Origin of the sequence: Natronobacillus azotifigens, from assembly GCF_026805325.1 — a bacterium.
GTDB lineage: Bacteria > Bacillota > Bacilli > Bacillales > Amphibacillaceae > Natronobacillus > Natronobacillus azotifigens.
The window spans coordinates 1-26633 of record NZ_JAPRAT010000013.1 but is presented as its reverse complement, the minus strand read 5'-3'; the positions used below and the strand labels follow the sequence as shown (position 1 = coordinate 26633).

At 36.5% G+C, this 26633-nt stretch carries 18 protein-coding genes and 2 pseudogenes; 1 reads left to right on the top strand and 19 read right to left on the bottom strand.

Features of this window, described 5'->3' with window-relative positions:
• Positions 1-12: 12 nt before the first annotated feature.
• From OWO01_RS07925 to OWO01_RS07860, 14 genes and pseudogenes are all read right to left on the bottom strand, one after another.
• Positions 13-2364, bottom strand: coding sequence for a DUF5702 domain-containing protein (locus OWO01_RS07925; protein ID WP_268779907.1), 2352 nt, complete (start codon positions 2362-2364; stop codon positions 13-15).
• A gap of 30 nt (positions 2365-2394) precedes the next feature.
• On the bottom strand, positions 2395-3003 hold the full coding sequence (locus tag OWO01_RS07920) for a TadE/TadG family type IV pilus assembly protein (protein WP_268779906.1): 609 nt from the start codon (positions 3001-3003) through the stop codon (positions 2395-2397).
• A gap of 54 nt (positions 3004-3057) precedes the next feature.
• Complete coding sequence (locus tag OWO01_RS07915) at positions 3058-3246, bottom strand: Flp1 family type IVb pilin (protein ID WP_268779905.1); 189 nt, start codon at positions 3244-3246, stop codon at positions 3058-3060.
• 33 nt (positions 3247-3279) lie between these two features.
• Positions 3280-4140, bottom strand: a complete 861-nt coding sequence (locus OWO01_RS07910; RefSeq protein ID WP_268779904.1) for a type II secretion system F family protein — start codon at positions 4138-4140, stop codon at positions 3280-3282.
• A 4-nt stretch (positions 4141-4144) separates the two neighbouring features.
• Positions 4145-5041, bottom strand: a complete 897-nt coding sequence (locus OWO01_RS07905) for a type II secretion system F family protein (protein ID WP_268779903.1) — start codon at positions 5039-5041, stop codon at positions 4145-4147.
• A gap of 16 nt (positions 5042-5057) precedes the next feature.
• Entirely contained in the window at positions 5058-6281 is a 1224-nt protein-coding gene (locus OWO01_RS07900) for a TadA family conjugal transfer-associated ATPase (RefSeq protein WP_268779902.1), read from the bottom strand.
• The gene (locus OWO01_RS07895) at positions 6281-7378 is read right to left on the bottom strand and encodes an AAA family ATPase (protein ID WP_268779901.1); all 1098 of its coding nucleotides are present in this window, start codon (positions 7376-7378) and stop codon (positions 6281-6283) included. Before OWO01_RS07895 ends, OWO01_RS07900 begins: the two co-directional genes overlap by 1 nt.
• A gap of 1088 nt (positions 7379-8466) precedes the next feature.
• A complete protein-coding gene (locus OWO01_RS07890) occupies positions 8467-8844 on the bottom strand; it encodes an iron chaperone (RefSeq protein WP_268779900.1) in 378 nt (125 codons plus the stop codon).
• 250 nt (positions 8845-9094) lie between these two features.
• A complete protein-coding gene (locus OWO01_RS07885; protein ID WP_268779899.1) occupies positions 9095-9838 on the bottom strand; it encodes a plasmid pRiA4b ORF-3 family protein in 744 nt (247 codons plus the stop codon).
• 578 nt (positions 9839-10416) lie between these two features.
• A pseudogene (gene tnpA / locus OWO01_RS07880) lies at positions 10417-10848 on the bottom strand (IS200/IS605 family transposase).
• A 165-nt stretch (positions 10849-11013) separates the two neighbouring features.
• On the bottom strand, positions 11014-13965 hold the full coding sequence (locus OWO01_RS07875) for a TcaA 3rd/4th domain-containing protein (protein WP_268779898.1): 2952 nt from the start codon (positions 13963-13965) through the stop codon (positions 11014-11016).
• A 675-nt stretch (positions 13966-14640) separates the two neighbouring features.
• Positions 14641-15072, bottom strand: a pseudogene (gene tnpA, locus OWO01_RS07870) (IS200/IS605 family transposase).
• A 207-nt stretch (positions 15073-15279) separates the two neighbouring features.
• Positions 15280-15987, bottom strand: a complete 708-nt coding sequence (locus OWO01_RS07865) for a hypothetical protein (RefSeq protein ID WP_268779897.1) — start codon at positions 15985-15987, stop codon at positions 15280-15282.
• An 80-nt stretch (positions 15988-16067) separates the two neighbouring features.
• Complete coding sequence (locus OWO01_RS07860; protein WP_268779896.1) at positions 16068-17474, bottom strand: murein hydrolase activator EnvC family protein; 1407 nt, start codon at positions 17472-17474, stop codon at positions 16068-16070.
• Positions 17475-18145: 671 nt separating this feature from the next.
• Between OWO01_RS07860 and OWO01_RS07855 the strand changes: the two genes are divergently transcribed.
• On the top strand, positions 18146-18862 hold the full coding sequence (locus OWO01_RS07855) for a YebC/PmpR family DNA-binding transcriptional regulator (RefSeq protein WP_268779895.1): 717 nt from the start codon (positions 18146-18148) through the stop codon (positions 18860-18862).
• 125 nt (positions 18863-18987) lie between these two features.
• On the opposite strand, the gene OWO01_RS07850 is transcribed toward OWO01_RS07855, so the two are convergent.
• The 5 genes from OWO01_RS07850 to OWO01_RS07830 all read right to left on the bottom strand — a co-directional run bounded on the left by OWO01_RS07850 (position 18988) and on the right by OWO01_RS07830 (position 25996).
• Positions 18988-20016, bottom strand: coding sequence for an RnfABCDGE type electron transport complex subunit D (locus tag OWO01_RS07850; protein ID WP_268779894.1), 1029 nt, complete (start codon positions 20014-20016; stop codon positions 18988-18990).
• Position 20017: 1 nt separating this feature from the next.
• Positions 20018-21382 (bottom strand): electron transport complex subunit RsxC, encoded by a 1365-nt coding sequence (gene rsxC / locus OWO01_RS07845; RefSeq protein ID WP_268779893.1) that lies wholly within the window; start codon positions 21380-21382, stop codon positions 20018-20020.
• A gap of 430 nt (positions 21383-21812) precedes the next feature.
• The gene (locus OWO01_RS07840) at positions 21813-22919 is read right to left on the bottom strand and encodes a glycerol dehydrogenase (protein ID WP_268779955.1); all 1107 of its coding nucleotides are present in this window, start codon (positions 22917-22919) and stop codon (positions 21813-21815) included.
• A gap of 388 nt (positions 22920-23307) precedes the next feature.
• Positions 23308-23739: an NUDIX hydrolase gene (locus tag OWO01_RS07835; protein ID WP_268779892.1), complete on the bottom strand. Its 432-nt coding sequence runs from the start codon at positions 23737-23739 to the stop codon at positions 23308-23310.
• A 4-nt stretch (positions 23740-23743) separates the two neighbouring features.
• Positions 23744-25996 carry a hypothetical protein gene (locus OWO01_RS07830; protein WP_268779891.1) on the bottom strand — a complete coding sequence of 751 codons (2253 nt, stop codon included), beginning with the start codon at positions 25994-25996 and terminating at the stop codon, positions 23744-23746.
• Positions 25997-26633: the final 637 nt, after the last annotated feature.

The window sequence follows — 26633 nt, the reverse complement described above, 5'->3', positions numbered from 1 at the left end:
TTCCTTTCATCTTTAGTAAGAATGGATTGCTTTTTTATTGAAATGATACCTTTTACTATCAATGTCCTGATCAAACATATCTGCGATGTTGGAAATGAAAATTAATGATTCTGATGCCTTTACTTCTGCATCAATATACGTCATTTGATCAACTAAATTTAAGGCTTTTTCCTTATAGTCAATCATTGCTGCAATTCGATATAAACGGTTATCATCTTGTGGATTCATAAACATAAAAATTCTTAAATATTCATGATAACTCAGATCTAATACATCCGATCCTTTCGAAATAATCGGTAATAAACTACTATCAATTCCCGAGGATATATTTAACACATTCAACCTGGTTTCTTTTATAGCACTAACTAGTACTTGTTTTAAAATTGCAAGTGGATGTCCAAGCGCTAAAATTAATGGATCTGCAAACGCATCAACAATATTCAATGCAAATTTAAATGCAGTAAATTGAGCTATTGCATTTGTGAAATTCATCCCAGGGGTTGTGTTTCCATAAATAATATATTCAACTTCTCGATTATCGAGCTTATAATTCTCTAAATTAGTTAAGCCACCTTCTGGGACAGTGGAGTTAAAGTGCATGAGAATGTATTCATTTATATAGAGTTTATTTCTAGATTTCGTAAGTGCTTCACCTATTCCATTGAACATTGTACTAACAAGTGACATTGAACTCTTGGCAGCTTTTAATGCATTACTTGATGTTTCAAATTCTTCTGCTTCCATTTCGCTTAATGCCTCTTCTAGATAACTTTGCACATATTCATCAAGTTTGTCATAATCCGCCTGTTCACTTTTTATGTCTTCTAGAATTGATAGATTATCAAGTTTGTTATCCAATTCTTTTAGTTCTCCATCAGCATCTACTTCTTCTTCTTCTTCTGCACTAAAGTCTTTTCCATCCCGATCTTCTATGTCCGTTTTTTTACCATCTACTTTTTCTGCAAGACTCTCAATTTCTTCCCTGATACTCTCTGCATTTACTAAAGAATTACCGACAGTATCAAAGTTATCTTTCATTTCTTCGATTTCATCATGCTGTTTAACGATTCTTGATTTTAACGCTTCAAGACTACTCAGTGATTTTTCAAAGTAATTATCATCATATGGATATTCATCTACTTGATCGATTACGCCACCAATAGATTCGGTAACACTATCCAATTCATCGTCAGTCGTTCCTGATTGCTCCTGAATTTCCTTCATATCACTATAGTTTCCTTCGTTGCTGCCTTTAACATCCTCAATGATTTGTTTGATGTTCTCATTGTTTATTCTTGCTTTCTTTAATCGATCTATCGAATCATCAAGTTTGCTTTCGATGTCTTTAAAATCATCAATGATATCACTGAGATACGCTTTGGCATTGTCACGATATTCATTGTGATACTCTTCAAGCGGACCTATGCCTTGGTTCTTTATACTCTCGAACAAATCATGAATTTCTTCCTCTAAGAATTCGATTGCCTCTTCTGTTGCCAACGCTTCAAGTTCAGATACAATATCATTTAAATCTTCTAAATCAATGTATAGTTCCAAAAATTCATTTCCAGAAAAAACACTATCGGTGACTGGTGTTCCAAGAGACGCTTTTAATTGGTTCAAAATGCTATCACGAGCTTTGTCTACCAACCAATCGAATGCTCCATCGAACAGGAGCCAACCTTGATATGTAGCATAATGTTCAACTATATGGTTATAATTATTGATTTCTCCATATTCTGAAACACTCGATACATCAGAAAATTTATCTTTTAAGTCATTCAGAATTACTAAGATTTCACTAAGCTCTTCAACTGTCTCATCAATCTTCTGTTCCCGTTTATTAAAATCTTCTTCGATGCCTTCGGTTAAATCCACGAGATTATTAGCTGCTTCTACCGCCAATGTTAAGGATGAAAACCGTTCAATAAGCTGTTTCGTAATTTCAACCGGGGCTTTATACTTCATTTCTTCTAAAATTTGATGTTCCAGTACATTAGGATTTGTCAGTGATCTTGACAGCGTTACATTGAAATCATCAATCGTAGGTTGCACAAATTGAAAAGATTCTTCTTTCAAATCATCAGGTAAGGTCATATTACCGAACAACACTTTTTCAAATATTTCTTCTGCTGTATCTTGATCGATCCCGAATAATCCATAACTTCTTAAATCATTGTTATAACCAGCCAACGCGGAACGCACAGCACTTTGCACACTATGCTCTATCCGATGTTCGGCTGCTAAGATTCTTGCATAATCAATAAATATGGCATTGAATGCAAACACAATCGCAGTAATGATAATAAAGAATAGAGATACTGCACCTTTTGTATCAGTTCTTAATCTACGAAAAAAACCCAAATTTCTCACTCCTTAACAGCCGCTCACCGATTATTCTCCACCAAATTGATTTAAGATTTGTTGACCATAATCCATCGCAAAATCCGTCAATCGAATCAATTCTGTCGGATCTTTTGTCTTAGCTACCGCCGTTACTGAATTATTTGGTTCCCCAAATAGATTCAAGACAACGGACGGTACTTTTAGGTCACTTGTTATCGTCACCTCAATTTGTGGGTTAACAATATTTGATTCAATCACTACTTCTACATCAGCGTTTTTGATACGTGACTCCGCATATTCTTGACCGCTTACTCGTTTTTTTGCTGACAAGCCACTTTCATAACTCGATACAAAAAAAGATAGGAAACTCTCACCAATTCGATTGGTGCGCCAATATAAACCGTCATCCGTCATTGTTGTATATTCTTTAATACTAAACTCACCGGTTGCAATATCTTTTGCTGTATTGTCATAAGACGCAGCAATTCGATCAGCAACCAAGTGTGCTTGCTGGTGCATTTGCACTTGTTGAAAAATAACAAGACTATAAAGAACGAGTGCAATAGTAATGATGAATATCATCGGAAACACAAGAGATGCCTCTAAGGTAAACATACCTTTTTGTTCTTTACACAAACGCTTTAGACGTTTTTTCATCATCAAGCCCGCCTCAACTTTCATTTCATAACACTTGATAACATTACTTTCCCCCTATGGAACTTCCACTTCCGGAATATTCTCACCAATATTATTAAGGAGATTCTGTACCCAGCCACGGATCGTACTGCCAAATAGTAATGCAATACCAACTAACACTACAATAATCAGCAAAATTTCAAGTGTCCCTAAACCTTCTTCTTCCTTCCAAAAACTAATGAATCGTTCTTTTACTTTCTTCATTTGTAAACACTCCTTTGTATTTTTTATATTTGATTAAAACATCCTTAAAGCAGGATAGGCAATCACAATTAGAATAGCAGCGAAAGTTAGCACCATAGGGAATACTAGTTTCGATGAAGCTTCTTCTCCACGGGTTTTCGCAATTATTTTACGTTTTTCCCACAATTCTCGAGAGATTTCTCTTAATGCAAGGGATAAATGTTCACCACCACGACGATAGTTTAGTAATATGGTTGTGGTAAACGAAGAAACTTCCTGAATACCACATCGTTTACTGAATATTTCCATCGCTTTATTAAAAGAATCACCATTTTGAATTTTCAAAGCCATATCATTTAGTTCTTCATATAAGGGATGATCCTCATTCTCCTTCATGCGAGCGCAATCTACAATTGCCTTCGTAACTGTTTCACCAGCGTTCACTAACAACGCTACTTTATTTGAAAATTCCGGTAATTCGTAGATAATCGATAACCGCCGTCGTTCCACACGGTCATCAAGTTTGCGAAACCAAATCAATGGAATGATTATTGCTACGATCAAGCCAAAAATTATAAAACGAAAATCTTCAGGTCGAGCCAAATTAAGGATTGCCATTACGATAAAAATAGCGTAAATTGTTGAGATCATTTCTGCAATAAACATTTTTGTATACCCCTGGACACTAGTTTCCACATGATAAACAATAGCTACTTTTCGTTGGACAGATGATAACTTATTCGAAAAGCGTTTCATAATCTGAAGAGCATCGATAATATAAAGCGATGCTGGCGCAATAAACGCAAATTGAAAGGTACCATCAAATGGCTTTAGGAAGTCATTATATTTCTTACCTGCGAGTAACCTAATCAGCAACAAAATTACGATTATACCGACACTAATTATAGGCACCATTTCATCACACCTTTATATTCATGATTTTTCTTGAGATCCAAAATGAAAAAAATGTAATCCCTAAACAAATTGTCATCACGATAGGCCCCAGATCAGCCCACGAATAAAGAGGAGCCACATAATCAGGGGAAGAGTAACTTAAAAATGCAACCATAAAGATTGGTGCCAAGCTAATCGCAGTCGATTCAAATTTCTTTTGCGCAATCATAACCGAAATTTCTTGATCAATTTCTACCTTATCACCAATCATATGTGAGGTTCGACGAATTACTTCTACTAGATCGCCTCCGGTTCGTTTACATGTCGTAAACACATCTGTGAAATTACGAATATCCTCCAGATCAGCCCGATCAGCGAAATCTTGCAAAGGGCGTTCGATAGGCTCACGGTTTGCGACTCGCTTATTGATGTAGCCCAACTCCTTAATGATCAACGTGTCAGGATCAGGATAGAGCAAATTCAGATCATTCACGACTTCTATCAGTGCATTCTCAATCGAACGTCCGGCAGAAAGTGAAGAAGATAAGGAATAAAGTGCTTGTTGAAATTGTTTCGATAGTTCTTGTTTTCTTTTTAAAATCAGTGTTTTCTTTCTGAGTTTCGTATAGAAAAAAGCAAAACTAACAAAAAGGATGGATAGAATGATATTCCGATAGAAAACATAACTGATTAGTGCTAATAACGAACCAGACATAACAAATGTCAGCACATATTCTTGTATCGAATAAGTATACGTTGAATAATCAAGTAAACCTTTTCCCTTCTGACTTTCCTCTTGTTGTTTTACTGGTTGATCCTCTCTTTCTTCATCGGTTAGTTGTTTCTTTTGCTTTCTGTCTTGAATAAAAAAGATTATCCCTAAAATAAGTACAACAGCAATAGCAATAATGATAATTTCCATATAAAATCACCCCTTCCTATATTGATAATCCACGAAACTCTAGTTTATCCGTTTGTTGGAGTTGATATTTTGTCGGTTTCAAACTACCAATTATTTTTCCATAATCATTTACACCTTCTTCTTCAAAACGATATAACGGAATTAGTTGCACATTATTATCTTGAAATCCTCGTATCTCTGAAATTTCAACTACTTTTCGAGAATGATCACGCAAACGGGACAAGTGAATCATTACATCAATTGCTGAACTGATTTGTTGACGAATGACATTGATTGGAAAATCAACTCCACTTAACACCATTGTCTCCAAACGGCTTATCATATCCTTTGTTGAGTTGGCGTGGCCCGTTGACAAAGAACCGTCATGACCTGTATTCATCGCCTGTAACATATCAAGCGCCTCACTACCACGAACCTCTCCAACAACGATTCGGTCTGGTCGCATTCGTAAAGAGGATTTAATCAGATCACGAATAGTGATTTCCCCTTTACCTTCCGTGTTCGCATTACGTGTTTCTAAGCTAACCAGGTTAGCGATATTCTTTATTTGCAATTCAGCTGAGTCTTCGATCGTAATAATTCGCTCATCTTTCGGAATAAAGTTTGATAACACATTTAAAAATGTCGTCTTACCAGAACCTGTCCCGCCACTAATAAAAATATTATATTTACTGATGACAAGTTTTTGTAGGAAATCAGCAACTTCTTCAGTTATCGCCCCCATCTGGATCAAGTCATCAATCATTAACGGACGCTCAGGAAATTTACGAATGGTCATTGTCGGTCCTTTTAGAGCTACCGGTGGGAGAACAATGTTGACTCGCGAACCATCCTCTAAGCGTGCATCAACGATCGGACTTGAGGCATTTACAGTTCGGTTTACTTTTCCAACGATCATTTGTATGATGTCTTCTAAACGCTCTGAACTTTCAAATGCAACATCAACTTGTGACGTTTTTCCGTGTTGTTCAATAAAAATCTCTCGATCACTATTGATCATAATTTCTGTAATGCTTTTGTCATCTATTAATGGTTGCAAAACATCCAAACCTCTAAAGGCATTATAGATGCGTTGAACCGTTTGACTAATCTGCTTCGATGTCATCGGATGTTCTTCTAGTGAATTAAGTACAAGTGTCTCAATATAAACATTTAGTTCACTATCCGTCATATCCTGTCGTTGATTTAATTCCTCTCTTACTCGCTCAATTAAATCTTTGATCAATACTTCCTGACTCATTATAAAATCTCCCGTTCTAAACGTGTGACCAGATTACTAATTTCTTTTGCGAACACTGTATTTTTTAATAAACTTATCGGCTTCACAACATTCTTCCAATCAGGAATATATGGTAATTTGTGTTCAATCGGTAAGTCATATTGTTCAAGTTCTTTAGCTCCGACATTAATATTTCGATTAAGAATAAACATGACATGATCAGTAAGATTAGGGTTCTTATACATTCTCTTTAATTCTTCACATAGTATTCTTGATTTATAGAAACTAAAATGATCATTATTAAGTACCCACAATATACGATTGCTTCGATCAAATAAGCTCTCGATTTTGCTAATAATTGCTGTGTCCAAATCAAAAATGACATAGTCAAATAACTTTACCTTGGCTAGTACATCAATAAGCTTCGTTAAGTTTTCAGGCTCTAACTCAAGCATCTCTTCTGCACTCGGTAAAATTGGGAAGTAGTGAATACCGGTATGAGGATCACTCATGATCAGTTCCTCCAGATTGTCTTCTAAATCATTTGGTTTTGTTTTTAAATAGTAAAACAACGGGCAAGGTTTCGTATGTTGCTGACTATTAAACATTAGTAAAGTTGAAGGAATCATTTCTAAACTTAAGTACAAGGTTCGATACCCTTTACTAGCAAAGGAAGCAGCTAAGTTAGACGCAAGCACTGTTTTACCTGTACCACCAGAAGCAGATAAGCATGTTATCATACGCATATCTTTCAATTGATTTGACTTCTTATCTATATTCTTATTTCGAGCATAATAGTAATTAATAATTTCTTGCATCATTTTACCAATCGGCTGATACTTATAGATAACCGACTCTTCATTAATTTCATCTTTTATTTCATTCACCAACTGCAATGTCAATCCTTGATTTCCCGATTCGACAACTTCGTCAAATGAATGATCCGATAGAATCACATCAATATCGTGATATGCACCGATGTATTCTCCTAGCGCATCTTTATCCGAAAAATACTTCACATCCAGCTTACTATACTCTTTATGATTCCTTAGATAGGCAGCTAAGCGTTGAATGTATTTTTCGTCTTGATCTGCAACAATCAACTTCAATTGAGCCATCACTTTCCACTCCAATCATTGAATTAAATAATTCCAACACCCATTAGTGCGCCGCCGAGGATAAATACTGCACCTAGAACTACTAGAAGCAACACAATACGTTGACCTTGTTTATCTGTTTCCATTAAACTCACTTCTTTCTCCAGGATTTATAAGTCATTCATTTTTAGTTATTCAACTAAATTGCTTGATTCTCTTTCTTTATTTTAATATCCATACTATTTAGGCTTTCAGAAAATATAACAATTTCATCTCTAAACTATCCCTTACGTGCTCATTGTCGTTGGCCTTCCTATCAGTTCGGCAAGAGGTTAATTTCCAGTTTTTATAATTGTAAAAAAATTAACATCTTTCTTATACTACCATATAAATTCAATAGTTTTTCACTTTCGTCAAAATTAGACAAATATAGCACATTTTTTTGATACAAGAACGATCGTGTTCATCTGCAAAACAACAAGACTCTCAAAATAGTACAAGTGGAAGTAACTTGATATTCTCATTGTTTTGAAGGAGGGAATCTTACGTATGGTTTCTGCGGGATAAAAAAAATAGAAAAAGCATATCGAGCTTAATCGCTCGACATACTTTTTCTATTTCTTAAACAAGCAAAAATTGCTGAAATACTTTTAGCTAACTGTGAAATCAATGACTAAGGACTAAACCTACCGCGTCTTTCCTCTTGCATTAGATTTCGCTTTCCCTCTTTGTTGTTCAAGTGGGATTTTTTTATCTGGATTGGTTGGTTGAAAATTCGGCTTACCTTTATCATGTTCAGACATAGAATACCCTCCCATCATTACGATATTGTGTTCATGCTTATCACTAATCCAAGATCGTACACTTCTGATAAAGTGAAACTTCAATCAGTGGTGGTTTTAGGTATTCCCCCACTGATTGTTAGCTGAACCACTCGGGATGCTAGCGTCCGTTCCCCCCACTTTAACAACTTGGTGTTCTCGTTCTTCTAAGGTGGGAGTCATATGGACGGTTGCTCCGGGACAACAAGCAAAAAGCAAATACACTTTTTATCGTAACCATGTTAAAGAAAACTATGTACGTGAACAGCTTTTAGAAAAACAACCTAATTATCGCCAAAACTTCGTCATATCTTTTTTGTCTTCTATATTGTATTGTATTATCTTATCGATTAAGCCTAAGTCTAGCTCATCTTTCCATTTAATCTTAAAAATCTGTTTTGTTCTCTCATATCCAGCATTTTTAATCGATTCATCAAACTGATCCAAAGCAACAGCTTCAGGAGCAACAGACATATGTTGCTTCGATACGCTAAAACCAATAATAAACGTACCATGATCACTAAACATTGGTTGGTTCCATTTGAATTCTTTTTTTAGCCTTGGGAAATTAGTAATGATGTGATCTAGTGTGTTCACCATTCGTTCCTTGTGTTCGGGATGATCTATCTGATCAATAAAATCTTGAAATTCTTCGACGATGATCACTCCTTCTTTTGTTTTATATGCACTTCCTAGTATGCTTATCACCCATGAATAGAGTGTACATTCTGCGTAAAAATATAAATCAAATATATAATCGGTACTGATTGCTAGTCCTAAAGACGCTTGAACTATTGAGAGCTGGCGTTCGTTTCTTCACCACAAACAACTTTGATTTTTTGTTATTTTGAAGCGAGAGTTTTACGAATGGTTACACCGAAAAAAATTAAAAAACAAATGCACGAAATAGTTCTTGCTATACATTCGTTTTTTTTCGATACTTGTCATCAATAATCGTATAATTATCATGATTAATCTTGTCCCATTCGGTTTTCTTATACTGAACGTACTTCAACATTTCATTAATTCGCGCAGGATCGTACGCTCTGAAATATATAGACTCTGCCCACGCTTTCATCTGTTGATGATCTGGATGTCTTGGATTACGATAGGCTTCTAAAAATTCATAATAGCCAGAAAGACCTCCAACATCTTCTGGCGGTGCAATTTCAGCACCATCAATTAGTGTTGGGAATCCAAAATAATAATCGTCAACAATTTGCTCTAATTTGATAATGAAGTGCCAACCGTCACCTAAATCATAAGTATATCGGATTTCCTTATACTTTTCTAAATAATCGTCAATCTTTAAACTAGTCGGTTTTCTGACTTCAATTTTCAACCTTTCCTGATAACGCTCCTCAAATTTCCGCATTTGTGGATCAATGGTTTTCAATCGTTTTTCGTATAGCGCTTTATTTTTTTTATAATGCTGATGTTCAAGGTAAGCTTCTTCATTGTCCGTAACAAGCTTGTTAACCTCTGCTAAATTGAATTCATATAGGTGATAACCTTCATCCGGGTAACCACTCTGAAAATTGGTTACTTTTTGAATTACATCATGAAGCCTTTTAAACGTAGCTCCAGCTGGCAGGACAACTCTTCTCCATATCAGCGGATTGGATTCTTCTAGCTCAATTTTTATCATGTATGCTTTCACTGATATTACCTCCATTTAGAAATTGATGAATTTATCTGATTCTGATCTAGTGCTCTCGCGCCCCATATCTCCATTCATTTTAATATTCTTCTATCGATATATTCTATTGTACCAGACATTGTTCACCTTCTAAATCAGTTCGAATTTTCAATGCACTGTAATACAGATGCTGTCAAGAAGCTCTCCCTACAATTGATTTTTCCCCTGGTTGATGTCAGAAGTGTATCTGTGACTTTTCTCTCCATAATAGATAGCTCTACGTAATAAATTCCTCTTTTTGAGTCATACATAACTTCTTTTTTTAAAATTAATTTCTTCCTATTCTTTTTCTTTTAAAGCAGTGTTATTGATGCTTCTGAATTATATGCATAAAGTGAAACGTCAATCAGTGGGGGTTTTTAGGTATTCCCCCACTGATTGTTAGTTGAACCATTCGGGCTGCTAGCGTCCGTCACTCCTTAAACGACCACCTGCTCAAACAGGTGGATTTGGACATGAATGTTGACGACTAAAGTCGTTGCTAAGACTGAAGTCATCTTAAAGATCAGATGCTGAAGCAACCTTTAATTGGACTAAACTCATTCTTCAATTCGAAATGTTTCGTTATTTTCTTCACTCGATTGATTTGCGATATAATTTCTAATCGTTTCTTCATCAACACTGCCAACCGAGGCACAAAAATAACCTCTTGCCCATAAATGTTGACCCCAATATTTCTTTTTCAATTATGGAAATTGATCTTGAAGCAGTCTTGATGACCTTCCTTTTAAGTATTGCAAAATTTTACTCGGGGCTAGGCTAGGTGGACATGATAACAATAAATGAATATGTTCTTTGCCCACACTTCCTTGCAAAATGGTGTTTCCTCTTGCTTCACAACCTTGCCTGATTAACTCTCTCGTTCTTATCGCAATTTGGCCGTGCAATAACTTGTATGGATATATGGTTACCCAGATCACATGATACTTAATATCATACACTGCATGACTATTCTTTTTATATCCATCCATACTTTTTCACCTCGCATCTCAAGTATGGAGATCAAAAGATAAGGCTAAAAGCGGATACCCTCTAAAGACGGTGGAGTTTGACCACGCTTTTGGAAATTAAACAACTTGATATTCTCGTTGTTACGAGCGGTTGCTTCGGGATAAATATTTCGATGTGCACCGTAACTAGTTCAAATACATATCTTTTGGCGAACTAGGGTTCCAATTAACTAACTCTTCCTGACCCAAAATTAACCATTCCTCAGTTTCAACTCCATAATCTAAAACATATGTCCAGATACTATGTGCCTCCGTTAGTGGATAGGTATCTTGATTTTGATTCTCTGTGTAATAGTTTGATTGGAAGGTAAATTTCACATCAATCGCAGCAACAATTCTTTCATCTGTGTGTTCATATACTTTGAACGAATCTTGATCAAATGTTGCTTTCTCTACGTATCCTTCGTAACGATATCCCGATTCACGTTGATCATTAAAGTTTTTATTTACACGTTCGAGATATTCAGCACGATAACTCGGTGCTAACTTTGTAAAATAACGATCATCATGCTCTATAGAACTTCGCATCCACTCAGCTACATGCTGATTGACCGCTTCGAATAACTCTTGACTATTCGCTTCGATTAATAATGCTTCATGACCAAATGATAAGAAATAATGTGTTTTTTCTTTAATTAAATATTGTGGATCAGTAAAAATTTCTTCACCGTTTTCCATTCTTTTTGCTCTTATATGTGTTGAACCATCAAGCAATACAGGGCCGAACACTTCTGGTGCTTCAAAGGTAATTCCTGTATCAATGTCATTCACTAACAACACTGCATCATTATAATCTGTTGACACATTTATATACTCGATTGAGTAGTTATCTGTGCTAAAAAACAAATCATCTCCATTTGCATCTTGTATGTCTATATCAGAAATAATCTCTTCAATTTCAAAAATGCTTCCAGTCACATGATCTTGATACTTAATTGTTAACTTATCATTGCCCGTGGCGAGAAATTCCACATAAGTATGTCCTGTTTCGTCGATAGTCTCTATATAACTATCATTAATATAAATTTCAGCCCCCTGATAAGGAGCATCAATTTGAATAATGTGATTTAAGAAGATAATTTCATCTCCTACTATTTGAATACGATAAGGACCTATGTTTGTTGGTTCTGAGGCGATAGATAGAAAGTAACGACTATCTTCATATGACATCAACCTTAAAAATGTTTCTAATATATCTCGATCAATAGGTTTTCCTGATTCACTATAAGTAAAAGCACCCAGTCTTTCAATATCTTCATCTAATAGAATCGTCTCGAGTGTCAAAGTTTCATCTTCTTCATCTATATTTACAGGTTGGCTCATAGTTTGAATTGGGTCTGGGTAAAATAGAAGGACACCAACCGTAACAACGGAAGAAACCAAAACCGCATTCCCACTTGGGGTATGAAGGAAATAATATGGAATGTTCTCTTTAGTTAAAGATTTCTTTAGATAAGCATAAATAGGTAAAGAAATTATTATGAAAATACATAGTATTAGTAAGGATATTTTTATTGGTTGAGTGGTTTCCTCAAGATTTTCTGTTGTTGACTTTAATGGTTCCTCATTAATTGTAGCAAATTCATCACTGTCACTTTTAGGCTTGTTCTCAAGGGAAGGGTTCTCATTGGACAGTTCAAGTAATGATAAATCAGGACTATGATCAAGATTATTTGTTTCTAGTAATCGAATAGGATGTGCTGCATCATCATCCAACAACTGAAACATAATGTAACCATGATGTTCTAGTCGATCAGAACTCGGATCCGCATGATCATACACAGAGCCAGCATTAAGAAGATTTAAATTAAAATCTTCCAGATAATCTGCCATGTAATATGAGCTAAAATAAATCAAGTAAATATCTTCTTTTGGTTGGTAGACAGCTTCAAGAAAAGGAATGGGAACATAGAGATACCCTATTCCTAACTCAGACCCAAAAAAATAATGTCCATCATGTTCAAGAAACGTATAGTACTCATTTTCTTCGTATTCATTTAAGTCTACATTTATATTAAGGTATGCATCTAAAAATGCGTCCAAGTAGTCTTTTTCAAGTTTATAAGTGACATTAACATCACCTAAAGCTTTCCTGTCAGACTCGGTCGGTGTTTTCATATCTAACAAGAATGGCGCACTTCTACCTTCATCAATGAAGAACGGGACTTCATTTACTGTATAATAATTATTTTTTGCATGAAAACCATATTCCCATAACGGTTCGGCGTAAAGAATTTGATTGGCAAACCATTCACGAGTAGTTTTATCCCATTGATATAGAATATTATCAAACCCTAAATCCTCTCCAAAACTTACTGGGGTTGAATCAGGCTGGGTCACTTGTTCATTAATGATTGGATTCATAGTTACATCACTCTGAAACCGATTCAAAAATTCAATGATTTTGTCGTCACTAAATGCTTCTTCGTACATAAAGTAAGCGAGCTTCTCGGTCTCTTTATCCAACTCTTTAATGGTTGTATCAATTAATGCCTCATAAGCCTTGTCATAATCCTGTCGTCTATCAGTATTCTCCCCCTCAATTCTGTATTCTGGATCTCGATACTCTCCCTCATCATATTCAGAAAAATAAAGCCGTTCTCTACTAGTTAATTCAGGAATGTTTACTTCAATTTCATACCATCCCAATCTAGCAGCAATTAAACTTGAGTCACCATCAGCAAGTAATAAATTACCATTTTTCAGCTGGTAAATTGGCCAGTTCATAGGCGTTCCACCAATATCATAGAGATGTTCGTTCTCTGCATAACCATTACTGCCCGATCCTTGTCCGTCTCCTAAAATAGATAAAAGTTCTAACTTGCCATTGTCAAAAGTAAAAACTTCTAGCATATAGTTAATTGTTCTATAATCTGCTCCCATTAATAATTCAGGTGAACCTGATCCAGTTAAATCTACAAGACTGATATAATGATCACTTATAAACATGGGCTCTTTATGATCTTTAATCGCATGAAAATATGCATCTTTCCAGCTTTGTGCATGTGTTGTCTGTGTAAATGAAAAGCTTAGAGTCACAAACATTAAACCCAGTATTAAAAATTTTAAATATCTCATAGTTCCTCCTTTAGAACATACAGTTTGAATTTTTATTTTAGAAATACAAATAGGTTCATTAATTTCCTATTAATCAACTGATTAAAATAACATTGGCCATTTAATCCGTTTTGTTATGTTAGCATTACATTCTAGAAATAGGTATCTTATTTTAACTATCAAACAAGTAGGCCAAAATCTATATTATTCCTAACAAAGACAATTATTCTTTAGACTAAATAATACTGAGTACTAGGCACAATTAAAAAACATCAAATATTCATATCCTATCAGTGGTTGAATGATACTGGTATTAATATATTCGCCATAAATAGTCATGATCCTTCAATATCCTACTATGTTTTACATGAATTATAGATATTGAAAAAATGGCTACCTTTTCTATTTCCAAAGATAAACACCTCAGAAATATACTTTTATATTTTTCTTACGGATAAGCCCCATTAACCCCGTTGATGTTTTAAAGTGGGAGTCTTACGGACAGTTTTTCGTGATAAACGTCAATCTCGAGTATAAATTTATTCAAGCACTTCTGTACTCTATGTTTCTTTCAAAGCAGTCTCATAGTATTTTTTTCTTAAACGACCACCTAGCCAGGTGGATTTGGACATGAATGTCGACGACTGAAGTCATCTTAAAGATCAGATGCTGAAGCAACCTTTAATTGGACTAAACTCATTCTTCAATCCGAAATGTTTCGTTCTTTTCTTCACTCGATTGATTTGCGATATAATTTCTAATCGTTTCTTCATCAACACTGCCAACCGAGGCACAAAAATAACCTCTTGCCCATAAATGTTGACCCCAATATTTCTTTTTCAATTATGGAAATTGATCTTGAAGCAGTCTTGATGACCTTCCTTTTAAGTATTGCAAAATTTTACTCGGGGCTAGGCTAGGTGGACATGATAACAATAAATGAATATATTCTTTTCCCACACTTTCTTGCAAAATGGTGATTCCTCTTTCTTCACAACCTTGCCTGATTAATTCTCTCGTTCTTATCTCAATTTGGCCGTGCAATAACTTGTATGGATATATGGTTACCCAGATCACATGATACTTAATATCATACACTTCATGACTGTTCTTTTTATATCCATCCATACTTTTTCACCTCGCATCTCAAGTATGGAGATCAAAAGATAAGGCTAAAAGCGGATACCGTCTAAAGACGGTGGAGTTTGACCACGCTTTTGGAAATTAAACTAGATCGTTTTGTGTTTTTTTAAAAAAGGTATGCTGCACTTATCCAGTACAACACACCTTTCTTTACAGTATAAATTCGACAAAAACCGGGCGGTGACAGCCACCTTATGCTTTGAATACTCTAATTTCTTTTGTGTGTTGAGGTAGACGCATACCTATTGCTCCGCCTAATGTACAACTAAAAATTAGTAATCTAAAAGAAATTTCATTAGTTAATGTAGAAAATCCAACATTTACTATGTTAGTAACTACTGGGATCAATAAAATAGTAGCTACCAAAAGAGTGACGACCACTATCAAGTTTACAAACTTATTTATTTTCTCTGAAGAAAAATAGCAAATTGTCCACAGACCTAACGCTCCAACGAAAAAGGCAAGGATATAGGAAAGAATATAATTTAATATTCTTGCTTGTCTAATACTAGGAAGTTCTTCACGGTAATGATCCGTTTCTAAGGCTTCAAAGATCGGTTTTAGCCAAACATCTTGATTAATTACAATTTCCTCAGTTGCATGAAATTGGTCATCACCCCAGCCAACAAATTGATAGCCTTCATTGGCCACCGCTTCTACAACAACCGGAAGTGACTCAAAATAAACTCCACTCCAAGTGGAATCGTAATTTACTCCCTCATACATAAAAAGATCTCGTCCATTAACAAGAATGGTTCCTTTATCCTGCTCTTCAAAAGTAACAGTCAATTCAAACTGATCACCAAGTTCAAAATGATCATCTAAATATGTCATGACATAGTTCGGGCGCTCTTCAGCAAATTTTCGTAAAATTTCTACCTCTTCAAACCATCTTTCCATAAGTATGCTGCACTTATCTAGCGCAACATACCTTTCTTTATAGTATATTATTCGACAAAAACCGGGCGGTGACAGGCACCTTAATTTAAATAGTCCATTGGGTTTACTGAATTTGCTCTTCCGTTCCATGTACCGATATGAACTTCAAAATCAAGATGTTGCGCTGTTGAATTACCGGTATTCCCCATCGTAGCGATTTGTTGACCGCGTTGAACCTGATCGCCAGCTCGTACTAATGTGGTTCCACTTCGCAAATGAGAATATAAGGTGGTAACTTGTTGTCTATTCCCATCACCATTCATATCGATATAATGGGTGATCATTATTGCATCACCATAGCCATTCATTCTTCCATCATATTCTGTAAAAGTAGCTGTTACAACACCTGCTTCAGCTGCATAAATTTCTTGATATCCTGGATCAGCAATATCTATACCGTTGTGAAAGCTTTGACGACCACTAATCGGATGAGTTCGGTAACCATAAGGAGAAGTTACTCTTCTAGTTGAAGCTGGCCAAGCCAAGACAGCTCGTCCTCCGCCTGATCTATCTTGGGAGAGTTGACCTATCCCCTGCCCTCCACGTTCTTGTTCTCTTGCTAACTCAATGGCTCTTTGGAGCGCTGTTACCTCCCGACGTTGGATTTCTTGTAAGTCGGCCAAAGTTACTTGATAGTCTTCCAGTTCTTCAAATTCTTCTTCCAAAGTTACCAATAAATTAGACTGCTCATCCATTTGTTCATTTAATCTGTCTTGAAGATTAATAAGCTCTTTTTCCTGAGCAACAAGGTTCGTTCGTTGACGATCTAATTCGTTTTTGTCATCTTCTAAATTTTCTTTGTCGACAATCAATTTGTTCTGTTTCTCTTCAACCTCTACACGCATATTCTCTAAATCTACTTGATCAGCTTGCTGTGATTCAATAATCCACTGATCTTGTTCAATGATTGTTGTAAGGGCAGCTACTCGATTGATAAAATCCCCAAAACTTTGTGATCCGAAAATAACTTGTAGATAGTTCACATCTCCACCATTCTGCTGGATCGAACGCATTCGATTTTTAATAAGATCATCGCGTTCTGCAATACGAGTAATCAAATCATCAATTTCAGCATTAAGGTCTACAATCTCTTTCTCGGTCAGTTCAATCTCTATTTCTGTTTTTCTAATAGAAGATTCAATCGAATCTATTTGTTGACTTGTTTCATTAATCTCCACTTGTTTATCCACTAAATTCGCTTCCGTCACTTCAAGTTCGTTAGTAATGTTATTGATTTCTGCATTAACCTCTGCTTGTCTCTGCTCATTTTCTTTTAATTTTTGTTCAGCATTACTAGCATTTCGATCAATCGTATTTTTTTCAGCCTCTAACTCAGCCAACTCTTCTTCTAGTTGGGTAATGCTTTGGGCAGATACTGCATAAGGAAAAAAGAAACTAACTACTACGATCAACATAACTATGTACGCCATTAAACGCTTCATATGCATAATATTTCTCCTTTATTCGTTGGTGTTATTTACAGAAACTAGACTTCGATAGTGAAGCTTAGTTCCAATTATCAAAAGATGATAGTTTTAGAGAAAGTCGCTAATATTAGGGGGTTTCAGTAAACTGAACTGATCCTTGCTTACTAAATGTATTCGAGTTCATTCGTATTGTTTTAACAATAACTTTCTTTTTTCGATTTCCTCGACTTATTATAGCATCTACAAACCTGTTTTTTTATTTCAGTTCCATTTCAATTCAACCTATATTTTCCCACCATAGTAATGATTTTTTAATATAGAATAGGGATTTCGACCCAATAAAGGCTACAACATATTAACTATCTGTCACGATTTAAAAAACGACACTTCAATCTGTAGCAGGGTGATCTTCCCCATACTGGTTGATGTTTCCTTCGATATACTTGTGTCCGTTGCTCCCACTTAAACACCATTAATCTTCTCGATGTTTTGAAGGAAGGGTCTTACGGACAGTTGCAACAGAAAAGGAAAATTTTCACAACCTAGTTCGCCGTTACTGATAGACTTTTATTGTAGTTTTCCGCATCAACATTTTTTGTAGAATTTAAAAATGGAGTTCAGTTAGCGAAGAATGGTGTATAATAGAAGAGCAATCAATCATACATATTCTAAATCGAAAGTGAGTTTGAATGATGGGACGTAAATGGAACAATATTAAAGAAAAAAAAGCAAACAAAGACAAAAATACTAGCCGCATTTATGCGAAATTTGGTCGTGAAATTTATGTAGCGGCGAAACAAGGAGAACCAAATCCTGAATCGAATCAAGCATTGAAATTCGTTTTGGAACGCGCAAAAACATACAGTGTCCCAAAACACATTATTGATCGCGCGATTGAAAAGGCAAAAGGCGGAGAAGAAGAAAACTTCGATGTATTACGTTATGAAGGATTCGGACCAAGCGGATCGATGGTTATCGTTGATACGTTAACGAATAACGTCAACCGTACTGCAGCCGAAGTTCGTACTGCTTTTAACAAAAACGGGGGAAACATGGGGACTAGTGGCTCAGCTTCCTACATGTTTGACGCAACTGCTGTACTTGGTGTGGAAAATCAGTCAGTCGATGAGATATTAGAAATGCTGATGGAAGCTGACGTTGATGTTCGTGATTTGATCGAAGAAGATAATGCCGTTATTATTTATGCGGAACATGATCAATTTCATGCTGTACAAGAAGCGTTAAAACAACAAGGTATTGAAGAATTTACGGTCGCTGAATTGACGATGTTACCGCAAAATGAACTTACTTTAACTGGTGAGGACTTAACAAAATTCGAAAAAATGATCGATGCACTAGAAGAATTAGAAGACGTGCAAAATGTTTATCATAACGTAGAATTAGATTAAGATATCAAGTTGTAAGCAAATAGCAAGCCTATTTTATCTAGTTGGGTAGGCAGGTAATCATTCTAAACTATTAGACGAAAAGAAAGTATGTTGCACACGATCAGCGCAACATACTTTCTTTTTGGTTAACCATTCGACAAAATTCGGGCGGTGACAGGCACCCGTTTGTGTCCGTAAATACGTGGTTGTAGGTATTTATCTAATAATGGAACGGTTGCATTCATGATTAGGATGGCGAATCCTACACCTCCTGCATAATCGGAATAATACCGGAACAAGACAGTTAGTATACCTGCACCAATCGCAAAAACGATTTTTCCGAGTGGGGAAAAGGGCGATGAACTATAGTCCGTTATCATAAATACAGCCGCAAAGATTAGTGCTCCTCCCAATACATGTTCCATCATAAAAGCTAGATCAAATCCACTTGTTACGAGCGGAATAACCGCTACTGGCAAAATAAAAAATAGTGGAATGTGTGGGTCAATGATTCGACGTACAACTAAGTATCCAAAAGCGATCAGAATTAATAACTTTGATGTCTCTCCAACATTACCAGGTAGTCCTGTTCCGAGAAACATATCTAGCAAAGCTGGCATTTCAGCATCCGCATAAGTTGCAGAAGAAACCGCTTCTGCACCATTACTAGCCAAAATCCCTAAAGGAGTTGCTTGAGTTGTCGCATCAGCCGCTGCACCTGGTTCCACCCATATACTAACTTGTTCACCAAAAAATACAGACAGCATTATCCGTGCACCAACCGCTGGGTTAAACCAGTTTCGACCAATCCCTCCAAACAATTGTTTAATTACAAGAATCGCAAATCCGCTACCTAATACAATCGTCCATAATGGTGCACTTACTGGTAAACTTAACGCAATCAGTAGCCCAGTTACTACGGCACTATAATCATTAATTCTAACTGGACGTTTGGTCAGTTTTTGAAAGAGATATTCAAATAACACACAAGAACCAACAGCTACCGCGATCATTAGTAGGACACGCCAACCAAAAAAGTACAACGCTCCTAATGTTGGAAACATTAACGCAATGATAACTTGTTTCATGATCCAAGCCGAAGTTCTCTTTTGACGTAAGTGAGGAATATTGGACATTGTTAATTGTTCTTGGGACAAATCTATCGTTTCACTCATCCTAAGCCCCCTCCTTCGCCGCTTTAATTTCTCTTTTAGCTTTTTGAATATTTTCTAGTATTGGAATCTTCGATGGACAAATATAAGAGCATGCACCACAATCGATACAATCTAACGCGCCCAATTTTTCTGCTTTCTTAAGATCTCCTTTTTCATAGGCATTGCTAATCATAATTGGTTGTAAGCTAACAGGACAAACATTTAAACACTCTGAACATTTAATACATGGCGATCGCTCATCCATTTCAGCTTCTTTCTTTTCCAAAAATGTTACCGTAGTTGTCCCTTTCCCTACAGGAACAAGTCCAGAATTCATCGTTCGCCCCATCATTGGTCCACCATGAATCATTTTTCCAGGTTTTGATCGGAACCCCCCACAGTCTTTAATCAAAGATTCCATCGGCGTTCCAATTCGCACCCAAAGATTTTTCGGTTCTTTTACGGGTTCACCACTTACTGTTGTAATCCTTTTCGTTAGTGGCTTTCCTAAATGAATCGCTTCATAAATCGCATAGGTTGTTCCTACATTAATCACTAACGTTTGAACGTCTGCTGGTAGTTTACCAGGAGGTACTTCACGATTCGTCAATTTTTTAATTAGTACTTTTTCTGAGCCTTGTGGATAAATCGTCTCTAATTCCTTAACTTCGATAGCTTCCGATTCCCCGATCTCTTTATTCATAACCGCGACACTTTCATGAGCGTTTGATTCAATTGCAATATAGACTTTTTTCACTGGAAGGATTTCTTGGAGTATGCGAATCCCTTCGATTAATTCTTTCGCATATTCGACCATCAAGCGATGATCAGCGGTGGTATAAGGTTCACATTCTGCACCATTGACAATAAGGGTATCAACTGATGTGTCTTTTGGGGGTGACAATTTCACACTTGTCGGAAACGTTGCTCCACCCATCCCAACAATGCCTGCTTTGTCGATTATTTCGAGCTTTTCCTCAGGACTAAGTTTCTCGTCTTCAGCGAAAAGTGGAGCGTTCCATTCGTCTTGAAAATCATTTTTTATAATAATACAGGGAGAATTTCCTTGGATGGTGGGATGGTCTCCAATTTCGATGACTTCTCCTGATACGGAAGAATACGTATTGGCAGAAATCATCTCAGCTTTTTCAGCGATTAACGTACCGATTTTTACTTTGTCTCCAACATCAACAACTGGAGTGGCTGGTTTACCAATATGCATCGTTAACGGATAAACCAATTCAGAGGGTACAGAGGCGTTTTCTATCTGTCGATGCTCGGTCCTTTCTTTTCTCTCTACCGTGTATGCACCTTCTCTTTTCCATTTTAACTTTGGAAAAATAGCAAACACTTCCTTTCTATAAAAATTATAATATTCTTCTTCCACTTGGAAGAGTTTTTCTACCGTTTCATAACATGCTAGATTTCATTGATTTATCGGGTATTATTTAAAAAGAAAGTTCAATTTCTAATCTCACCTCGTTTAAATTCGGCAATTTTCGCCAATTGAATACCGCAAAATGATTGGATACAAAAAAAATTTTGTAATATTTCGGTTCTTCTTTTGTCGCTTTAGATTAGAAAAATAGTATTGTTGATTTTTGTATACCCACACCTAAAAAAGACTAAACATTACCATAGTCATTGCAGAAAACATTGCAACACTTACTCATTTTGTCTTCAAATAGCCATAGAAAGAACTGGAAAAAAGCGTCCGACCTTCGAAAACTACCATACAAAAAAGAGAGTATATTGCACCAATCCAGCGCAACACACTCTCCATCATTCGACAAAAACCGGGCGGTGACAGGCACCGGTTACTTTCTTTTTTGAAAATCTTTCACATAGACATCAACAGCTTTTATCGCATCTACGACATCATCAGCAGTTGCCTTAAATGGCATGTTCGTCATTGTATCATCAGGGTCTACGGCTAATTCAGCTACTTTTCTCAAGTCATCATCTGAAGCTTCATCCAAATGTAGTGCTTCCATTGTAATTGGTAGATCCAATTTAAGCATAAAATCGATATAACGTTCTAGCTCATCAATCGGACGGTTTTCCAAAATAAGCTGGGCAACAATTCCATAGGCAACCTTCTCACCATGAGACATGTCATGAATATCACCATGGAGCGCTGACAACCCATTATGAATCGCATGTGCACCTGCGATTCCTCCATTTTCAAAACCTAGTCCACTTAATAATGTGTTCGCTTCTACCACAGCTTCTAAAGCAGGGGTTACGATTTTTTCTTTATTCGCTGCGTATGCTTGTATACCGTATTGGAATAAGGTTTCTTCACATTTCTCGGCAATCGCATAACCTGCAATGGTTGGTTTTCCACCATGCATGTTCTCACCATGGGCCTCTCTAGTTGCGCGCGCTTCAATTAATGTTGCTAATGCATCTGAAATACCTGATGCTAACATATGGGGAGGTCCTTGAGAGATTATTTTCGTATCGTTCATCACAAGATCAGGGTTTTTATCATAAAATTGATATTTTTCTACCTCTCCATCTTCTGTATAAATAACTGATAAACCGGAAGTCGGTGCATCTGAGGAAGCTAACGTATTAAATATTAACATATAAACACTTAGCTCCTCTGCGACAGCTTTTGACGTATCGAGGGCTTTTCCTGTACCAACCCCTAATACAGCATCTACTTCATCCTCTTCACCAATCTTCGAAACTCTTTCAATTTCTTTCATGGAACACTCACCATTGAATGTTACCTTTGATATATCGAACCCATCTTCTTCTAGTTGCTTTATCAAATCATCGCCACAAATTTCTTGAACGGTTTCATCAGCTAATACGAGTAATTTCTCGCCATATGGCTTAATGTATTTGCCTGCACGCTTCAATAAATCTTTCCCTTGAACATAACGACTTGGGCTTCCATAGATCTTATCCAAAATTCAACATCCTCCTTTGTTTTGTAAAAAAAAGTATTGGTATTGTTGATTTCTGTATACCCAGTCTGAAGAAGACTAAACATAAGCATAGTCGCCATTATTGAGAAAATAAGTACAAAACTCACTGTTTGATATCCGAAGAAAGTATGTAGCATCAATCCTGTGCAAGATACTCTCTTCATTGGATGATTCATGTGGCATCACACCCCGTTTATCTCGGAGCAACCGTCCGTAAGACTCTCACTTCAAAGCAACGAGAATATCAAGTTATTTAAGTGGATTGTGGATTAACAGACGCTAGCCCCCAAAGGTTTCAAGGGCCTTTGGGGCATTCTTTAGGGCTAACAATTAGTGGAGAAAAGCTAAAAACTCCACTGATTGAAGTTTCACTTTATATACGCTCACAATTCTTAATAAAAGAAAGTGTTGTTTTAAATAATTTCGGTTGAACATCTAAATAAGTAAGGTTATTAGGGAGGTTGTCAAAAAGTTTCACTTCGCTCACTTCGGATAATGGTAATTGACCCATTTCCTTTATAATCGCAAAGAATAACCTTCCAAAAATTTCATTTATCGAGTCGTCCATTGAATAGTCACAAATGGGAACTAAATCTACTTTTTTGCATCCTGTTTCTTCATATAATTCTCTTTTAGCTGTTTCGTCAATTCTCTCACCAGGTTCTCTATGCCCCCCAGGGATTTCCCAAGAATTTCGGTCTTTATGCTTAACATAAACCCATTTCCCATTATAATTAGCACTAATTACAGCAAATGATAAGTCCTTTTCACTTATTTTACCTATATTGAAGAATTTAATCTTCATTTTATCACCTCTTACTAATAGAGAGTTCTCCACGTTCGACATAATTCGGGCGGTGACAGGCACCGACTTCTTCTAAGAGCATTTTGCCTGATTCGGATCTGAAGTGTAATTTTATCTTGTTAATCTGAGCTAAGTCTAATTCTCCTCTGCTCGGTTCAAAAAAAGAGTCTATCGGGATCATAAACGTCTGAAATACCGGTTCCCATGAATTCTCATATTTGCCCTCTCGAAAAATAGTATCGAATAAACCAAAGTGGGTAAATTCAGTTTCAATCACAGGTGGAATCGGCATAATTTCTTCTAAGGATCTTACACCACCCCCACCATCTACCGATTCTAACTCGATCTCAACAGCAGGAACACTCCCGTCCTCCGCCACATTTGCCATCGTGACAACAAGATGTTCTGGCTTTTCCAATCCTAATTCACTTTCAAAACCTTCTGCCAAGTTAATCGTGTACGTAGCGTCTCCTTTCCACTCCAGAAGAACCGCATCTACCGGGCGGTTATTACCTGTTCTCTGTTCTGGTCTTAGGATTTCAACTTCTCTAAACCCACTTGTCTCCACAAAAGCCTCGCTTCCACCAAACACTTCTCCACTAGCATGCTTAGCTTCTGTAATCGGAACGTAGCTAGAATTCTGATATTTACTAATGAAGGTCGTCTCCGGAAGCCAATCCTTCCCATACTGATGATCAGGAAATAGCTGTTCATAACCTTCACGATTATGTAGTACACTTTCAAAAAATGCTGAAAGATACACTTTTGCTATACGTCGCTGATCTTCAGGATCCATGGTCTGTTTCCTGTTTAAAAATATTCCTCTTGGTAAGCTATTATCCATCCTTCCCCACTCCGAATTAAATTGACTATGGTTCGCATCTGCAATATAAAGCGAAGCCTTAAATCCTTGGTCATCTTTAGAAAAATTTGTACGATAAAATTGATGGTCCCCTCGAAAATCATTCACATCAGCATCTCGTGCTCCCTGAATGACTAAATAAGATACATTATTCAAGTTTGCTTTTTTACCATCCACTCTTCTATCTGTTGGAGCAAGAGCAACAACTCCTTCTATATTAATGGTTGCTAATTCTTCTCGCAGGCGAACATTCTTGAAAAATCGCTGATGATCGGCAACCATCGATACTGCCTGGCCACCACGCGAATGTCCCACAAGACCTACTCGATCAAAGTCTATTTTCTGAAAAAATTCATTTCCGGGAGTTTCATTCAGTTCTTGAAGCTGAACTAAATGCTGCAGCAACACCCATGCACGTAATTTATAATTATGATCAGGAATGCCTGATACATTGGAAAAATTGATAAAATCCTGATCTACTGATATGGTAAGAAACCCCCGACTTGCAAGTAGTTCTCCTAAATAATCATAGCCACCTGTAGAAAAATGTTCCATAATATGATTTCCATGGACAAGTAATATTAAAGGAAAAGGTCCTACCCCTTCCGGAACCCAAGTGCGTCCATTAACCGGTAAATTTGTCTGATCAAATCCCCAAAACGCTTCTCTTTTGTTTCCCCATCTTGTGACAAAATCAGAAGCGTCTACCGTTGGCGTTTGAACCGTAACGTCCCGACCAAATTCTGCTCGATGCTTGTCTTCCCCACTTCCATAGGTGAAAAATGTATAAGAATAGTCTCCTTCCTGACCAGGATTTTCTCCCAAGATCGATTCCGTATAGTCAGCAAAAACCAGCTCGGATTGGTCAAGTGATCTATTGCCCTCATTATCATGAATTCTTATAAAAATAGTAATAACTAGAATAATAGGAAGGATAAGAAAAACAACAATTCTTCTCTTGTTTCTATAAAAAAGCATGGCAAAAAGAAGTCCAATAAAAAGACTTATTAAACCAACCCCTATCCCGACAAGGAAGGAAAAGAGTTTTCCGCTTTTATCATAAATTAACACCGTAATAATAATACCAATCGAATAAATTAAGCCGCCAAGTAAAAGACGAGGAGTAGAAAAAGGTAGAAAAGATAGCAAAACCCCTACCAAAATAGTTGTGATAAAAAATAAAAGTCCATTGATTGCGACAGCTCTACCAATATCCAATAGATTGGTATAACTCGTTGCACCAGTCGGAGTGCCCAGTGCTACCATGATTGAAGCTGATGTCGTCACCAACAAAAAAACAACCATACAACAAATGGTATAGGTACGATCTTTTTCTGAATTGGCCACTAGCCGTTGAGCTGTCCAACTCCATGGCTTTTTGAAAAACTGCTTCATTTCTAAAATCCTCTCTGTAACGTGAAACTTTCATCATTTGCGCTTTTATTATCCAAATTGTTAGCTCAAAATAATGAACCAACCATTGTTATTATAGCGTCCGTTACTGCTATTTAAATAGTTATGATTTTTGGATGCACTTAGATATAAAATCTTAGCTATGAGCCCTACTAGATGAAGTGAAACTTCAATCAGTGGGGGTTTTTAGATATTCCCCCACTGATTGTTAGTTGAACCATTCGGGGTGCTAGCGTCCGTTACTCCCACTTAAACATCTTGCTTTTCTCGTTGTTTTGAAGTGGGAGTCTTACGGACGGTTGCTCCGGGATAAAAAATTGCTTTGAAAAGCCATTCTCTTTCCAAAATAATGAACGGAAATTGTTAGGGCATATTTTATGTTCGTTAAATAATCTTCTACCATTATCATAGCAAAACAACAAACACATTTATATCCTTTTTTCTAACAATTCATGATTGCATTCCAAGTTGGGCCTACCAAACTATATGCAGAAAACACAGTAAATATCCTAAACTATCACATACAATCTTGCTAAGATGATCGGATCGAACCGACCCTTCCTCCTCTTTCAAGCAAACAAAAACACCCCTCAACACAGACTGTTGAAGAGCGCTCCAT

What these genes read in the sequence shown, in the direction of transcription:
- OWO01_RS07920 (WP_268779906.1), bottom strand. Translation starts at nt 3,003, where the DNA reads ATGAAAAAACGTCTAAAGCGTTTGTGTAAAGAACAAAAAGGTATGTTT.
- OWO01_RS07915 (WP_268779905.1), bottom strand. Translation starts at nt 3,246, where the DNA reads ATGAAGAAAGTAAAAGAACGATTCATTAGTTTTTGGAAGGAAGAAGAA.
- OWO01_RS07910 (WP_268779904.1), bottom strand. Translation starts at nt 4,140, where the DNA reads ATGGTGCCTATAATTAGTGTCGGTATAATCGTAATTTTGTTGCTGATT.
- OWO01_RS07905 (WP_268779903.1), bottom strand. Translation starts at nt 5,041, where the DNA reads ATGGAAATTATCATTATTGCTATTGCTGTTGTACTTATTTTAGGGATA.
- OWO01_RS07900 (WP_268779902.1), bottom strand. Translation starts at nt 6,281, where the DNA reads ATGAGTCAGGAAGTATTGATCAAAGATTTAATTGAGCGAGTAAGAGAG.
- OWO01_RS07895 (WP_268779901.1), bottom strand. Translation starts at nt 7,378, where the DNA reads ATGGCTCAATTGAAGTTGATTGTTGCAGATCAAGACGAAAAATACATT.
- OWO01_RS07875 (WP_268779898.1), bottom strand. Translation starts at nt 13,965, where the DNA reads ATGAGATATTTAAAATTTTTAATACTGGGTTTAATGTTTGTGACTCTA.
- OWO01_RS07865 (WP_268779897.1), bottom strand. Translation starts at nt 15,987, where the DNA reads ATGGAAAGATGGTTTGAAGAGGTAGAAATTTTACGAAAATTTGCTGAA.
- OWO01_RS07860 (WP_268779896.1), bottom strand. Translation starts at nt 17,474, where the DNA reads ATGCATATGAAGCGTTTAATGGCGTACATAGTTATGTTGATCGTAGTA.
- OWO01_RS07855 (WP_268779895.1), top strand. Translation starts at nt 18,146, where the DNA reads ATGGGACGTAAATGGAACAATATTAAAGAAAAAAAAGCAAACAAAGAC.
- OWO01_RS07850 (WP_268779894.1), bottom strand. Translation starts at nt 20,016, where the DNA reads ATGAGTGAAACGATAGATTTGTCCCAAGAACAATTAACAATGTCCAAT.
- OWO01_RS07835 (WP_268779892.1), bottom strand. Translation starts at nt 23,739, where the DNA reads ATGAAGATTAAATTCTTCAATATAGGTAAAATAAGTGAAAAGGACTTA.
- OWO01_RS07830 (WP_268779891.1), bottom strand. Translation starts at nt 25,996, where the DNA reads ATGAAGCAGTTTTTCAAAAAGCCATGGAGTTGGACAGCTCAACGGCTA.